The sequence below is a fragment of the Sinorhizobium garamanticum genome (assembly GCF_029892065.1).
GTDB classification, from domain to species: domain Bacteria; phylum Pseudomonadota; class Alphaproteobacteria; order Rhizobiales; family Rhizobiaceae; genus Sinorhizobium; species Sinorhizobium garamanticum.
Window position 1 is genome coordinate 1,237,501 of sequence record NZ_CP120373.1, and the last position, 14,125, is coordinate 1,251,625.

The following is a 14,125-nucleotide window of genomic DNA, read 5'->3' on the forward strand; positions in this document are numbered from 1 at the left end:
ATGAGGCGCGAAGGCCTGCTCCTTTCTCCCGATTGGGCGACGAAACTGCCGAACTGGGCCTATGTCGATCATGAGGCCAAGCCGACAGTTCTCACCGATTTCACGATAGCGACCGAGGGATTGGAAAGTCCGTGGGGCGGCGCCAAGCTCGTTTTCTTCTACGATTCGGCGCGGACCCCGAGCGGCGAGCTCCCCGATTCGGCCGCAGATCTGCTCAAATGGGCGAAGGCCAATCCCGGCCGTTTCTCCTATCCGCAGCCTCCGGATTTCGTCGGCACGTCGTTCCTAAAACAGGTATTGACCGAGCTGATCCACGACAAAGCCACGCTGCAAAGGCCCGTCGACGAAGCGACCTTTGCCGCGGACGTCGCTCCGCTCTTTGCCTATCTCGATGAGGTCACGCCGCTGCTCTGGCGCAAGGGCAAGGCCTATCCGCAGAACTACCCCGACATGAAACAGAAGTTCGCCGACGGCGAGCTCGACATCATTTTCGCCTTCAACCCGGCGGAGGCCTCGGCGGCGATTGCCAATGGAGAGCTGCCTGACAGCGTCCGCTCTTTCGTCTTCTCGAGCGGCACGCTCGGCAACACGCATTTCGTTGCGATCCCGTACAATGCCTCGGCGAAAGCGGGCGCGCTGCTCTTCGCCAATTTCCTGCTCTCACCCGAGGCGCAGCTGCGCAAGCAGGACCCGAAAATCTGGGGCGACCCGACCGTCCTGTCGCTGGCGAAGCTGCCGGCCGCCGAGCGGCAGGCCTTCGAAGCGCTTGATCTCGGCGCCGCGACGCTCGGCCCCGACCAACTTGGACCTGCGCTCGACGAGCCGCACCCGGACTGGATGACGCGAATCGAGGCAGAGTGGATCCGGCGATATGGGGCAGCGAACTAGGCGGCCGGATCAAGACCGAGGGGTCACGTACCTGACCGCCGGCAACGGCCTTCTCGTCATCATCCTTGGACTGCCGGTCTTGGCGGGGGTCGCTGGAACGATCCTGCCGGCATTCGGCTACCTGCCGGCTCTCGGCGGATTTCGTCCGACGACGGCGCATCTCGCCGAGCTTGCCGGCCAGCCGCACATCCATCGTTCCGTCCTCGTCGCCCTGGCGGCGGGCCTGATCACCACCTTTGCGGCGCTCGCAATTGTCGGAACCTTCATTGCGGGCTTTGCCGGCACGCCGATTTTTGCCCGCGTCCACCATCTGGTTTCGCCGCTGCTTGCCGTTCCACACGCCGCGGCAGCCTTTGCTCTTGCGTTCCTCATCGCGCCTTCCGGGCTGCTTCTCCGACTGATCTCGCCGGAACTGACCGGCTTCACGCGGCCGCCGGACTGGCTTCTGCCGAACGACCCCATGGCGCTCTCGATGATCGCGGGGCTCGTCACCAAGGAAGTTCCCTTCCTCTTCCTGGTGACGCTCGCTGGCTTGCCGCAACTTCCCCTTCGCAGGGCAAGGCAGCTGATGGCGGCGCTTTGCTACGGACGCTTGTCCGGCTTTCTGATCAGCGTCTGGCCGATGCTCTATAGGCAGATCCGGCTGCCGGTCTTCGCCGTGCTCGTCTATTCGGTCTCGGTGGTCGACGTCGCGATGATCCTTGGCCCGCAGCTGCCGGCGACGCTGCCTGTGCGCATCGCCCATTGGGCGGCCGACCACGATCTCAAGATGCGATTCCTTGCCTCCGCCGGCGCATTGCTGCAACTCTTCATCGTCTTTGCGGCGATCGGAATTTGGCTCGCGCTCGAACGGCTCGGAAAGTTCGCGCTAACCTTGCTGACGCTTGCGGGTACGCGGCTGCGGCAGGACATGCTGCCCCGGGCAATATCAGGATTGGCCATGGCCGGCTGCGCCGGCATCATATTTTCGGGACTGGGCGCCCTCTTCATCTGGTCCGTCGCCGGTCTCTGGCCGTTTCCAAAAGCACTGCCCGGGGCGATCACGGCCAAGATCTGGCTGCGCACGCTGCCACAGATCTTTGAGCCGCTCCTTGCGACAGTCGCCCTCGCCCTCACCGCCTCGGCGCTGGCATTGGTTATCGCGATTTCATTGCTTCATCGAAATGGCGCTGGCCGGGGCGGCAACGGTGCAAGCTACAAGCTTCTTTATCTGCCGCTCGTCGTACCCGAGATCAGCTTTGTCTTCGGTCTGCAGATCCTGGCGATCTCGATCGGCTTCACTCCCGCTTTTCCAAGTGTTCTCGCGGTGCATTTGCTGTTCGTCCTGCCCTATGTCCTTCTGTCGCTGTCGGCACCCTGGCGCGAACTCGATCCACGCTTCGAGCAGATAGCCGCCGGGCTCGGGAAATCGCCCCTGCGGGTTCTTATGACGATCAGGCTGCCTCTCCTGTTTCGAGCCTGCCTCACCGCCTTTGCCGTCGGGTTTTCGGTGTCGGTCAGCCTTTACCTTCCAACGCTGCTGATCGGAGCAGGACGCCTGACAACGATCACCACCGAGGCGGTTGCTCTTTCGGCCGGCGGCGACCGGCGTGTAATCGGCGTCTATGCGCTCGTCCAGGCGGCTCTCCCGTTTCTCGCATTTCTCGTTGCGTCGCTTGGCCCCCAGTTGCTATTCCGCAACCGTCGCGCAATGAGGATGTGAATGCAGGCAGTTGACGACCCGATGCCGCTCACGCTGGCGGACGTGACGATCCGCCTTGCGGAACGGACGTTGCTGTCCGTATCGGCGACGGTGATGCCCGGTGAGGTTTTGACCGTCATGGGCCCTTCCGGCTCCGGCAAATCGACCCTGCTTGCCTTTGCCGGCGGGTTTCTCGATCCGGCCTTCCGTGTGAGCGGTCGAATTCTGATCGGAGACAGCGACCTGACCGACGTCTCGGCAAACGAACGCCGCGCCGGCGTCCTGTTTCAAGATCCCCTGCTTTTTCCGCATCTCTCCGTCGGCGGCAACATCCTGTTCGCAATACCGCAGGCGGTGAAAGGACATAAAATGAGACGGCAGCTCGCCGAGCAGGCACTCGAACAGGTCGGGCTCGCCGGCTTCTTCGATCGCGATCCGGAAACGCTCTCGGGCGGCCAGAAGGCACGGGTGGCGCTGCAGCGAACGCTCATTTCGGCGCCGCGTTACCTCCTGCTCGACGAACCTTTTTCGAAACTCGACGCGGCACTCAGGCAGCAGACCCGCGCGCTGGTCTTCTCCAAGGCGAAAGCGGCCGGCGTGCCAATCATTCTCGTGACCCATGACGGCGCGGATGCGGAGGCGGCCGGCGGCAGGGTGATCGCCATCGGCAGCGAGGCAGAGGCCTGATGCGCGATCTCCCGCCGCTGCCGGTTCGTGACATTCTTCCCCGAATAGGCGAAGCGCTCAAAGCGGCGCCGTCCGTGGTGCTCTCGGCGCCGCCGGGTGCCGGCAAGACGACGCTTGTGCCGCTCTTTCTTCTGGACCAGCCCTGGCTCAAAGGCGGCAAGGTGATCCTTCTGGAGCCGCGCAGGCTCGCCGCTCGTGCAGCCGCAGGACGGATGGCCGAGTTGCTCGGAGAAAAGGTCGGCGAGACAGTCGGCTATCGCATGCGGCTCGACAACAGAATATCGGCCCGGACCCGGATCGAGGTGGTGACCGAAGGCGTCTTCAGCCGGATGATCCTCGACGACCCTGAACTCTCCGGCGTTTCCGCCGTGCTCTTCGATGAATTCCACGAGCGCTCGCTCGACGCCGATTTCGGCCTGGCGTTGGCGCTCGACGTGCAATCCGCTTTGCGCGACGACCTGAAGATCGTCGTCATGTCGGCAACACTCGACGTCGCGCGGGTCGCCAAGCTGCTTGGTGATGCTCCCGTCATCGAAAGCCAGGGCCGCAGCTTTCCGATCGATATTCGCTACGAGGACAGGAACGCCGGCGAGAGCGCCGAGGACGCGGTCGCGCGGGCGATCGTAGAAGCACACCGATCCGAGGCGGGGTCGATCCTCGCCTTCCTTCCGGGCCAGGGGGAAATCACCCGCACCGCCGAGCGTCTCGCCGGACGTTTCGACGAGAAGACCGCTATCGTGCCGCTTTATGGCAACTTGAGCCAGAAAGAGCAGGATGCGGCGATCCGCCCGGCACCGGCCGGCACGCGCAAGATCGTGCTTGCGACGTCGATCGCAGAGACCTCGATCACCATCGACGGCGTGCGCATCGTTGTCGACAGTGGCCTGCAGCGGCTGCCGGTGTTCGAACCCTCGACAGGGATAACGCGGCTCGAGACCGTGCGCGTATCGCGGGCATCCGCCGATCAGCGCGCCGGGCGCGCCGGGCGAACCGAGCCTGGAATCGCGATACGCTTGTGGCACCCGGGCCAGACCGCAGCCCTTGTGGCCTTCACGCCGCCGCAGATCCTTGCGAGCGATCTTTCGGGCCTTCTGCTCGACCTCGCCCATTGGGGCGTTGCCGACCCATCCGCGCTCGCCTTCATCGATCCGCCGCCAGAGACGACGTTGCGCGAGGCGCGCAGCCTGCTCATCGAGCTTGGAGCGCTCGACGCCAACGGTGCGCTGACCCCGCACGGCCGTAGGATACGCGACCTCGCGCTGCCCGTCCGGCTGGCGGCAATGGCGGTCTCGGCGGCCGAAGAGGGCGAGGCGCAGGAGGCCTGCCTGCTGGCGGTGATGCTGACCGAGCAGGGCCTCGGCGGCGACAGTCTCGACCTCGAGGAGCGGCTGCGCCGGTTCCGCGCGGACCGCGGCGATCGCGCCGATGCCGCACGGGGCCTGGCGAGACGCATGGCGGCCGACCTCAAGGCACAGAAGAGCAATGGCCAAAGCGCGCTGCCCGGGCCGTTGCTGATGCACGCCTTTCCCGACCGGATCGCGCTCCAGCGCGGCGGCCGCGGACGCTTTGTCATGGCGAACGGACGGGGCGCCGAAGTACCGGAAACCGAACGACTTGCCGCGGCGGGAATGCTGGTCATCGCCGATCTGACCGGAAGGGCGGGAGCGCAGCGCGTGCTGGCAGCCGCAGAAATCACCAGGGCGGACGTCGAGGCGCATATGCCGGAGGCGATCCGGCGCGAGGAGCAGATCTTCTTCGATCGAACGAGCCGCCAGGTGCGCGCGCGCCGCGTCACCCGGCTCGGCGCCATCATCTTCGAGGAAACGCCGCTTTCACGCCCGAGCGGCGAAGCGGCCGCACGCGCGCTCGCCGACGGCGTTCGTCAAATGGGGCTTGCAGTGCTGCCTTTCTCGAAGGAAACGGCACAGCTGCGCGACCGTATCGGCTTTCTCCATAGGTCGATCGGCGAACCCTGGCCGGGCGTCTCGGATGAGGCATTACTTGCGCGCCTCGACGACTGGTTCGTGCCGTTTCAGCACGGCGCCGGCAGCATCGACGGGATCAAGGCCCATGATTTGGCAGAAGGTCTGCTGTCGCTCGTTCCCTACGATCTTCAGCGCGACCTCGGTAAGCTCGCGCCGACGCATTTCGAAGCGCCGACCGGGCACCGCCATCCCATCCATTACGACGGCGACGAGCCCTTGCTTTCGATCCGCGTACAGGAACTTTTCGGCCTGAAAGCGCATCCGACGATCGGCAATGGCCGGCTGCCGCTACTCTTGGAACTCATCTCCCCCGGCCACCGCCCGATCCAGACGACACGTGACCTGCCGGGCTTCTGGAGCGGTTCGTGGCGGGACGTAAGAGCCGACATGCGCGGGCGCTATCCGAAGCATCCCTGGCCGGAGGACCCGGCGAACGCGATGCCGACGACACGCGCCAAGCCGCGTGGTACATGAAACCACGGTATAGTTCCGGGATCGGATAGCTTTGAGGCATAATATGAAAGCTGCGATCCCCATCCGGCGGACGCAGCGGTGAAGCGGAAAGCGGCAGCATGGCGGCAGCGGCAATGGCACTCGACTACAATGACATGAACAGCAATCGCAGCCTCAGACTACAGACGCTCGTCCGCCTGCGCTGGCTGGCCGTCGGCGGCCAGTCGCTCGCGGTCATCATTACCGCGCTGTGGCTGCAGTTTCCCTTGCCGCTCGTTCCATCTTTGGCGCTGATCGCGACCCTGGCACTGTTGAACACCTTCCTGACGATCCGCTTTCCGCCGACGCACCGGTTGACGCCGCCGGCCGCCTTCGCGCTGCTCGGTCTCGATCTCGCCCAATTGACGGCACTGCTCTTCATCACCGGAGGCCTCGCCAATCCCTTCGCGCCGCTGCTTTGCGTGCCGGTCATCATTTCCTCCGCTTCCCAGCCGAAGCCACACAGTATCGTATTGGCGGGCTTTGCCGTCATCGGCGTTACCGCGCTTGCCTTCTCGCCCTTCCCGCTGCCCTGGTATCCCGGAACCGTTCTCCTGATCCCGCGGGTGCTGACGGCGGGCATCTGGTTTGCGATCGTCTCGATGACGGCGTTTGCCGCCTTCTACACCTACCGGGTCTCGCTGGAGGCGAGCGAGCTTTCAGAAGCGCTGACCGCAACCGAGCTTGTGCTCCAGCGCGAAAAACACCTGTCGCAGCTCGACGGTCTGGCCGCCGCCGCCGCGCACGAACTCGGAACGCCGCTCGCCACCATCAGCGTCGTTGCCAAGGAGATGGAGCGCGAGCTCGGCGACGACCCCCGCTTCGGCGAGGACGTGCACCTCTTGCGCAGCCAGAGCGAACGCTGCCGCGATATCCTGAAGCGGCTCACGACGCTTTCATCCGAGAGCGAGGAGCACATGCGGCTCTTGCCGCTTTCCTCGCTGATCGAGGAGGTGATGGCCCCTCACCGCGAATTCGGGATCGAGATCGAGCTCAAGGAAAAAGGCGATCGCGCCTCGGAGCCGGTCGGCATCCGCAATGCGGGCATTCTCTACGGGCTCGGCAATCTGCTCGAAAACGCAGTCGATTACGCGCGCAAGAAGGTGACCGTCACGGCGGAGCATACGGCCGAGCGCGTCAGGGTGACGATCGAGGATGATGGCGATGGCTTCTCGCCGGACATCCTCATGCGCATCGGCGAGCCTTATGTCACCAAACGGCAGAAAGACGACAGCGCCGGCGGCCTTGGTCTCGGCCTCTTCATTGCCAAGACCTTGCTGGAGCGCTCGGGGGCCCGACTGCGCTTCGAGAACGGCAGCCCCGGTGCGCGCGTCAGCGTCGAATGGCCGCGCGCCCTGATGGATACGAAACTGGCGAAATGACTTTTGGCAGTTTATTGAAGACGGTCACGGGAAAACCCACATAATTTCAGCGAAAACGGTATTGTTCAGGCCATGTTTTTGCTCAGGGATTGGAAGAAATGACGGAGAAATCGACAACCGCGCCGAGTGCACAGTCTCCGGATGCCGAGCTGATCGGCCCGGACAGGACGCTGCTGATCGTTGATGACGACGGCCCGTTCCTGCGCCGTCTTGCGCGGGCGATGGAAGCGCGGGGCTTCACGGTCGATATTGCCGAGTCGGTCGCCGAAGGCATAGCCAAGGCCAAGAGCAACCCGCCGAAGCACGCCGTCATCGATCTCCGGCTCGGCGACGGCAGCGGCCTCGATGTGATCGAAGCCATCCGCGGGCGCCGTGACGACACGCGAATGATCATGCTCACAGGCTATGGCAATATCGCCACCGCCGTGAATGCGGTCAAACTCGGCGCGGTCGACTATCTCGCAAAACCGGCCGACGCCGACGACATCTTCGCCGCGCTCGTCCAGCGCCAGGGCGAGAGGGTGGAGCCGCCGGAAAATCCGATGTCAGCCGACCGGGTCCGTTGGGAACACATCCAGCGTGTCTACGAGATGTGCGAACGCAACGTCTCGGAAACGGCCCGCCGGCTCAACATGCACCGCAGAACGCTGCAGCGTATTCTGGCGAAGCGTGCCCCGAAATAATCATCTGTCGGCGATTCTTGGAGTGTAGGTGCACGCACCTGCCTAACCGTCGCGCGAACCGCCGATGATGTCGCGAATGGAATCGCCGAGTTCCCCGTTTCGCTCCGCCGCCCATTCGGCGAGCATCAGTCGCTGGGCAGCAGTCCGGGCGAATGATTGGACGACAGACTTGCGCGTCGCCGGCGCCAGGCGGTGTTCCGGGGCCTCGCGCAGCATATGCGCTCCGTAGCCGTCGGAAAGGAGAAGGCCGCATTCTTCCGGAAAGATGTCCAGCGGCACCTCGCCATGCGTCGCAAAAAACAGCCGGTCACAATGCAGCCGATACTCGGGCCACTTGCGATCTACGCGAAAATCCTCGATCGACGTCTTGATCTCGATGATCCAGATCTCGCCCTTTGTGGAAAGCGAAATGAGGTCGGCGCGTCTGCCGCTTGCGAGCGTCAGCTCGGGCAAGACGGAATGCCGCAGTTCCGCAAGCAGCCGCTGAACGCCGCGCCGCACCTTCATCGCCCGTTCGGACTGGCGCCCGTCGGCCAGCGGATTGTCTCCATGGATCGATAGGATCGTCATCGTTTCACTCTCGTCGTTTCGACGCCTCCACGCCGCCGTTTTGTTGCAAAAAAGCAATCGTCACGGAATTTACACTTTTCGGCCAAATTGCGGCGACGCAGTCCCTTGCGCGGCGCGATGCAATCGAAAATAAGCTGATGGCGCTGACGGCCGGGCACCCTCCCTCCCGTATTTCCTTACTTCCTTTCACGAGACCCCCATGCGCTTCCGCAACGCTATCCTTTTGTGCAGCCTGGCCGCCACCGTTGCCCTCGCCGGCTGCTCGCAAACGACGTCCACAACCGGCCCTGCTCCCGAGGGCCAGAAGATTGCGACGAATCAAATCTTTACCGGCAATTATGGCGCCGTCGAGGACCACGGTTACGCGCTGCCTGCTGTTCCGATCAACCGCGTCGATCAGCGTTTCCATCGCCAGATCGTCGACTACGCGACCAAAGAACGACCGGGCACGATCATCGTCAACACGCCGAATCGCTTCCTCTACTACGTCCTGCCCGGCGGCAAGGCGGTGCGCTACGGCATCGGCGTCGGCAAGGCCGGGTTCGCCTGGGAAGGTGAGGCCTATGTCGCCTGGAAACAGGAATGGCCGACCTGGCATCCGCCGAAGGAAATGGCCGAGCGCAAGCCGGAAGTCGCCAAATATGTCGAAGACGGCATGGGCCCTGGCATCAGCAATCCGCTCGGCGCACGCGCCCTCTATCTCTTCAACGACGAGGGCCGGGATACGCTCTTCCGCCTGCACGGAACGCCGGAATGGGCGTCGATCGGCACGGCCGCATCGTCGGGTTGCATCCGGCTGATGAACCAGGACATCATCGATCTCTATTCGCGTGTCCGGCCGGGCAAGGGCGCAAGAGTCGTTGTTCAGCAGTAACGCTGTAGCAATTTGATGTTGAGAGGGCCGTCGGTCGATGCCGGCGGCCTTTTTGTTTTTCGGCGTATGCTCGCGCAGATTTGCCCCTCTCCTCGGGTTTAACCCCGAGGACTAGCCCTTTCCCTCCACGTGCGGACCGCGTGCGGGGAGAGGGGACGCCCTTGCGGCGCTGTTGTCATCCACGAGGCAGCAAGGTGCGGAATCGTACCTTCTCCCCGCCTGCGGGGAAGGTGGCCGGCAGGCCGGATGAGGGGCCCGCTTATGCTCCTAGCTTCGCCTTCAGTTCCAGACGACGGCGATGCAGGACCGGTTCGGTGTAGCCGTTCGGCTGCGCGCGTCCCTTGAGCACGAGGTCCAACGCGGCCTGGAAAGCGATCGATTCGTCGAAGCGGCCGGCCATCGGCGTATAATTCGGATCTTCCGCGTTCTGCTGGTCGACGACGGCCGCCATTCTCTTCATCGTGTCGACGATCTGCATCTCGCTGACAATGCCGTGATGCAGCCAGTTCGCCATGTGCTGCGCGGAAATGCGCAGGGTCGCGCGATCTTCCATCAGGCCGATATTGTTGATGTCCGGCACCTTGGAGCAGCCGACGCCTTGGTCGACCCAGCGCACGACATAGCCGAGAATCCCTTGGGCATTGTTGTCGAGCTCACGCTGGATTTCGGTCTCGGTCCAATTCGGCCGCGCCGCCACCGGCACCGAAAGAATGTCCCCGAGCTTGGCGCGCGGCCGGTTCTTCAGGCCCTCCTGAACTTCTGCGACGTTGATGCGGTGGTAGTGCGTCGCATGCAGCGTCGCCGCCGTGGGCGATGGCACCCAGGCGGTGTTCGCGCCCGCCTGCGGATGGGCAATCTTCTGTTCGAGCATCGCCGCCATAAGGTCCGGCATCGCCCACATTCCCTTGCCGATCTGCGCGTGACCGGAAAGCCCGCACTCGAGGCCGATGTCGACGTTCCAGTTCTCATAAGCCGCGATCCACGCCGCTTGCTTCATGTCGCCCTTGCGAATCATCGGGCCGGCTTCCATCGAGGTGTGGATCTCATCGCCGGTGCGGTCGAGGAAGCCGGTGTTGATGAAGACGACGCGCTCGCGGGCGGCGCGGATGCATTCCTTCAGGTTGACGGTGGTGCGCCGCTCCTCATCCATGATGCCCATCTTCATGGTGTTTGCCGGCATTCCCAGCGCCGCCTCGACGCGCGCGAAAATTTCGCAGGCGAAGGCAACCTCTTCCGGCCCGTGCATCTTCGGCTTGACGACATACATCGAACCCGCGCGCGAATTCGCCCGGCGGCCATTCGGTCCGATGTCGTGAAGCGCGATCAGGGCCGTGACCATCGCGTCCATGATGCCTTCCGGGACCTCGCGGTCGTCGCGGTCGAGGATCGCCGGATTGGTCATCAGGTGGCCGACATTGCGCACCAGCATCAGTGAGCGTCCGGGCAGCGTCAGCGCCGCTCCGTTCGGGCTTGTGTAGAGACGATCGGCATTGAGCTTGCGGGTGAATGTCCTGCCGCCCTTGGAAACCTCTTCCTCGAGATCGCCCTTCATCAGACCCAGCCAGTTGCGATAGACGACAACCTTGTCTTCGGCATCGACGGCGGCAACGGAGTCCTCGCAATCCATGATCGTGGTGATCGCCGATTCGAGGATGATGTCGGAAACGTTAGCCGGATCCTCCTTGCCGATCGGCGTCGTCGCATCGAGAACGACGACGATATGAAGATTGTTTTGGCGCAGAACGATTTCCGACGGCGCTTCGGCTGAGCCGGAATAACCGGCGAAGCGAGACGGATCAGCGAGCGTGGTATTCGTGCCGTCCGCAAGCGCGATCGCAAGCGCAGAACCTGCAACGGTCAAACCGGCCGCGTCGCTCCAGCGGCCCTTGGCGAGCGGAGTGCTCGCATCCAGAAAGTCCCGAGCCCAGGCGATAACCTTGGCGCCGCGCTTCGGATTGTAGCCCTTGCCACGCTCCGCGCCGTCGGTGTCGGGAATTGCGTCGGTGCCGTAGAGCGCGTCATAGAGCGAGCCCCAGCGGGCGTTGGCGGCGTTCAGCGCATAGCGCGCATTCATCACCGGTACGACGAGCTGCGGTCCGGCGATCGTCGCGATCTCGGGATCGATATTCGCGGTCGAGACCGAAAAGGCCGGGCCTTCCGGCAGAAGGTAACCGATCTGCCTCAGAAAGGCCTCGTAGGCGTCGAGATCGACGGGCGCGCCGTTATCGCGATACCAGGCGTCAAGTTGCGCCTGCATATCGTCGCGTTTGGCGAGGAGCGCGCGATTCTTCGGGGCAAACTCGTGAACAAGGTCCGATAGTGCCGAAAAGAACCGTTCCGCCTCGACACCGGTACCGGGCATTGCCTCGTCGACCAGGAAATCATGGAGACCGGCATCGATCTTCAAACCATACTTTTCAACGCGGCCCATGCGGCAACTCCTGCAATATCTCGACTTTGGACAACGATACGCCGGGATCAGGTCGATCCAAGCCCATCGATTCGATTATTTGGATCACTGCTTCATTGAAGCGGTGATCCATCTCCTTGATTTGACGCAACTCCGGGCGGAAAACCGTTAGCCCTTCCTGCAATTGCTCGAATAACAAGAGCGGGATGTTTCTGGGAAGCATTCTTGCTTTCCCTCATCCCGCTCGTGACAAGGCAGTTTCCCATCAAATCATTCACTGTCAATTCCGCAAGGATGCGAAGAATTATTTCCAAACTGGAAAAGATCAGGCGAGATGAGGAAATATGCGCGGTTTCCGCCCGCATCCCGCGCAAACTTTTTGGAATCGATCACGCCCATGATTTTGGGTCGATTCGAACCCAAATCACCGTGATCTAGTGATGCGCGATGCGTGGCCGGCCGCTGGCGGAGGCGATGAACCGCGCCTCGATCAGCTTGCGGCCGCCCTCGATCTCCGGCGCGTCGATCTCTTCCCACATCGTCGCCGCCGGCTCCTCGGCACCGTTCGCGCGGGCGGTTTCGAGCGCCATGGTCTGTGCGCGGTGCCGGGCGACGCCGAAAGCCTGCTCCTGATCGACAAAGCGTTCGCTCGCGCCGGCGCCGTTGACGATGTAGATGCCCTCTTCAGGCGTCGTCACGAACACGGTGACGGAGGCCCTGACCTGCCCGACCACCGCGCCGACGGCATTCGCCACGTCCGCCTCCGCGGGTATCGCTGCATCCGTACCGAGCATCTCGGCAATATCAGGATAATAAACGGGCGCCGAGGCGCCGAGACCGACGAGGGGCCGATCGAGCCCGATCGAAAAGCGGACAATGCCGGGCTCGCGCTTCAGGGCGCGGTCGACAGCAAGCGACGTCGCGGGGTCGATGGCGCCGGCGCCATCCTCGCCGAGGCAGGCCTGCAGGATGACTTCCGAGGATTGCCGCGTCAGCCGCTCGACGATCATCTGCGCCAGCCATTCGGCGGACCGGGCGATCGGCTGGCCGGAACCATCTTTCATGCGTGCCGCAATCTCGAGGCCGAGGTGGGCCGCCGCCGCGTTCCACTGCGCCTGCCTGCCAAGCACATGCATCGCATCCGACGGTGTGATGCCTGAGATATGCACCAGCCCGCGCGCCACGAGGCGGTCGAGCGTCGCCTTCTGCGGCGTGCTGAGTAGTACGTCCGCGAGCGCCACCGGCACCGTGCCGATCCGATCGTAAAGTGCCTGTTCCTGCGGCTGAAGGCCGCTTGCGAGGTGATCAGGCAGACCGGTCCGCACCGCGAGGCGGCCGTCGTGGCGTCCCGCATGTGTCGCGCGCAACTGCTTTTCGAGCACGGAGATCACGGCATCGCCGTGCAAAGCCGCCGCGAGGCTCAACGGCAGGAACCGGCGCGGACCGAGATCGATCTTCGCCTTGAGGCCGCGATCGTTGATGCGCACTTCCGAATCGCCACCGAGCCCATACGTGCGCATGGCGACGGCCTCGACCATGGTGCGGAACCCGCCGACGACGGCGCCATCGGCGTCGAGCCTCGGACGGCCCTTTTCAAGAACGGCGACGTCCGTGGTCGTGCCGCCGATATCCGAGACGACGGCGTTTTCAAGGCCGGTCAGATGCCGCGCGCCGACGAGGCTTGCAGCCGGCCCGGAAAGGATCGTCTCGATCGGCCGCAGTCGCGCTTCCGCTGCCGAGATCAACGCGCCATCGCCGCGCACCACCATCATCGGCACGTGAATGCCGCGGAGCTTGAGGAAATCCTCGCAGGAGCCGATCAGCCGATCGATCATCGACACCAGCCGGGCGTTGAGAAGTGTCGTCAGCGCGCGGCGCGGGCCGCCGAGCTTCGACGAAAGCTCATGGCTGCATGTCACCGGCAGGTGCGAAACCTCCCGGATGCGTTCGCGCACGCGCTTCTCGTGCGCCGGATTGCGCACCGCGAAATAGCCGGCGATCGCGAAGGACGAGACCTGGTTCGCAAGTTTCGGCAGGGCCTGGTCGAGCGCGCTCATGTCGAGCGGCGTCTCGCCACCATGGACATTGTGCCCGCCGGGCAGGAAAAGCACGGGATCGGAGCCCAATGCCTCGAGCAGGCCGTCGCGCTTCAAATCCTCCGGACCGAAGCCGATCATCACCAGGCCCGCCCTGCCGCCCTGCCCTTCGACCAGCGCGTTGGTGGCGAGCGTTGTGGAGAGCGAAACAAGGCTGATCGCGGTGACCGGAACCCTCGCCTTTTCGAGAACGGATTCCACCGCTCCGGCGATGCCGACCGCCAGATCATGGCGCGTCGTCAGCGCCTTGGCCTTGGCGATGACGCCCGCTGCTTCGCTGAAGAGAACAGCGTCGGTATAAGTTCCGCCGGTGTCGATGCCGAGAAGAAGATGCGAGGTCAATTTCTGCTCAGTCCAGTGTTGAGGATCGGGAGGAG

At 63.8% G+C, this 14,125-nt stretch carries 11 protein-coding genes (1 of these 11 cut by a window edge); 7 read left to right on the forward strand and 4 right to left on the reverse strand.

What is annotated here, in order from left to right:
• The 6 genes from PZN02_RS05885 to PZN02_RS05910 form a co-directional block, all read left to right on the forward strand.
• Positions 1-888, forward strand: partial view of an ABC transporter substrate-binding protein gene (locus tag PZN02_RS05885; RefSeq protein ID WP_280660660.1) — the 3' portion only. It extends 339 nt beyond the left edge of the window; 888 of the gene's 1,227 nt are visible here — the last part of the coding sequence; the start codon falls outside the window, past its left edge; it ends in the stop codon at positions 886-888.
• On the forward strand, positions 872-2,590 hold the full coding sequence (locus tag PZN02_RS05890; protein WP_280660661.1) for an ABC transporter permease: 1,719 nt from the start codon (positions 872-874) through the stop codon (positions 2,588-2,590). Before PZN02_RS05885 ends, PZN02_RS05890 begins: the two co-directional genes overlap by 17 nt.
• A complete protein-coding gene (locus PZN02_RS05895) occupies positions 2,591-3,256 on the forward strand; it encodes an ATP-binding cassette domain-containing protein (RefSeq protein ID WP_280660662.1) in 666 nt (221 codons plus the stop codon).
• Positions 3,256-5,715 carry an ATP-dependent helicase HrpB gene (gene hrpB, locus PZN02_RS05900; protein WP_280660663.1) on the forward strand — a complete coding sequence of 820 codons (2,460 nt, stop codon included), beginning with the start codon at positions 3,256-3,258 and terminating at the stop codon, positions 5,713-5,715. The genes PZN02_RS05895 and hrpB overlap by 1 nt, the downstream gene beginning before the upstream one ends.
• 98 nt (positions 5,716-5,813) lie before the next feature.
• Entirely contained in the window at positions 5,814-7,115 is a 1,302-nt protein-coding gene (locus PZN02_RS05905) for an ActS/PrrB/RegB family redox-sensitive histidine kinase (RefSeq protein WP_280660664.1), read from the forward strand.
• Positions 7,116-7,213: 98 nt separating this feature from the next.
• Positions 7,214-7,798 (forward strand): ActR/PrrA/RegA family redox response regulator transcription factor, encoded by a 585-nt coding sequence (locus PZN02_RS05910; RefSeq protein ID WP_280660665.1) that lies wholly within the window; start codon positions 7,214-7,216, stop codon positions 7,796-7,798.
• 42 nt (positions 7,799-7,840) lie between these two features.
• On the opposite strand, the gene PZN02_RS05915 is transcribed toward PZN02_RS05910, so the two are convergent.
• A complete protein-coding gene (locus tag PZN02_RS05915; RefSeq protein WP_280660667.1) occupies positions 7,841-8,368 on the reverse strand; it encodes an MmcB family DNA repair protein in 528 nt (175 codons plus the stop codon).
• Positions 8,369-8,567: 199 nt separating this feature from the next.
• On the opposite strand from PZN02_RS05915, the gene PZN02_RS05920 reads away from it, so the two are divergent.
• Positions 8,568-9,242 (forward strand): L,D-transpeptidase, encoded by a 675-nt coding sequence (locus PZN02_RS05920; protein ID WP_280660668.1) that lies wholly within the window; start codon positions 8,568-8,570, stop codon positions 9,240-9,242.
• A gap of 259 nt (positions 9,243-9,501) precedes the next feature.
• Here the strand turns inward: PZN02_RS05920 and PZN02_RS05925 are convergent, their stop codons facing one another.
• From PZN02_RS05925 to PZN02_RS05935, 3 genes are all read right to left on the reverse strand, one after another.
• The gene (locus PZN02_RS05925; RefSeq protein WP_280660669.1) at positions 9,502-11,673 is read right to left on the reverse strand and encodes a malate synthase G; all 2,172 of its coding nucleotides are present in this window, start codon (positions 11,671-11,673) and stop codon (positions 9,502-9,504) included.
• Positions 11,660-11,875, reverse strand: a complete 216-nt coding sequence (locus tag PZN02_RS05930; RefSeq protein ID WP_280660670.1) for a hypothetical protein — start codon at positions 11,873-11,875, stop codon at positions 11,660-11,662. The genes PZN02_RS05925 and PZN02_RS05930 overlap by 14 nt, the downstream gene beginning before the upstream one ends.
• 211 nt (positions 11,876-12,086) lie before the next feature.
• Complete coding sequence (locus PZN02_RS05935) at positions 12,087-14,090, reverse strand: hydantoinase/oxoprolinase N-terminal domain-containing protein (protein WP_280660671.1); 2,004 nt, start codon at positions 14,088-14,090, stop codon at positions 12,087-12,089.
• Between the last annotated feature and the right edge of the window lie 35 nt (positions 14,091-14,125).

Excerpts from the sequence above, each read along its gene's own strand:
- PZN02_RS05930 (WP_280660670.1), bottom strand. The coding sequence starts at position 11,875 with ATGCTTCCCAGAAACATCCCGCTCTTGTTATTCGAGCAATTGCAGGAA.
- PZN02_RS05920 (WP_280660668.1), top strand. The coding sequence starts at position 8,568 with ATGCGCTTCCGCAACGCTATCCTTTTGTGCAGCCTGGCCGCCACCGTT.
- PZN02_RS05910 (WP_280660665.1), top strand. The coding sequence starts at position 7,214 with ATGACGGAGAAATCGACAACCGCGCCGAGTGCACAGTCTCCGGATGCC.
- PZN02_RS05915 (WP_280660667.1), bottom strand. The coding sequence starts at position 8,368 with ATGACGATCCTATCGATCCATGGAGACAATCCGCTGGCCGACGGGCGC.
- PZN02_RS05905 (WP_280660664.1), top strand. The coding sequence starts at position 5,814 with ATGGCGGCAGCGGCAATGGCACTCGACTACAATGACATGAACAGCAAT.
- PZN02_RS05895 (WP_280660662.1), top strand. The coding sequence starts at position 2,591 with ATGCAGGCAGTTGACGACCCGATGCCGCTCACGCTGGCGGACGTGACG.
- PZN02_RS05890 (WP_280660661.1), top strand. The coding sequence starts at position 872 with ATGGGGCAGCGAACTAGGCGGCCGGATCAAGACCGAGGGGTCACGTAC.
- PZN02_RS05925 (WP_280660669.1), bottom strand. The coding sequence starts at position 11,673 with ATGGGCCGCGTTGAAAAGTATGGTTTGAAGATCGATGCCGGTCTCCAT.
- hrpB (WP_280660663.1), top strand. The coding sequence starts at position 3,256 with ATGCGCGATCTCCCGCCGCTGCCGGTTCGTGACATTCTTCCCCGAATA.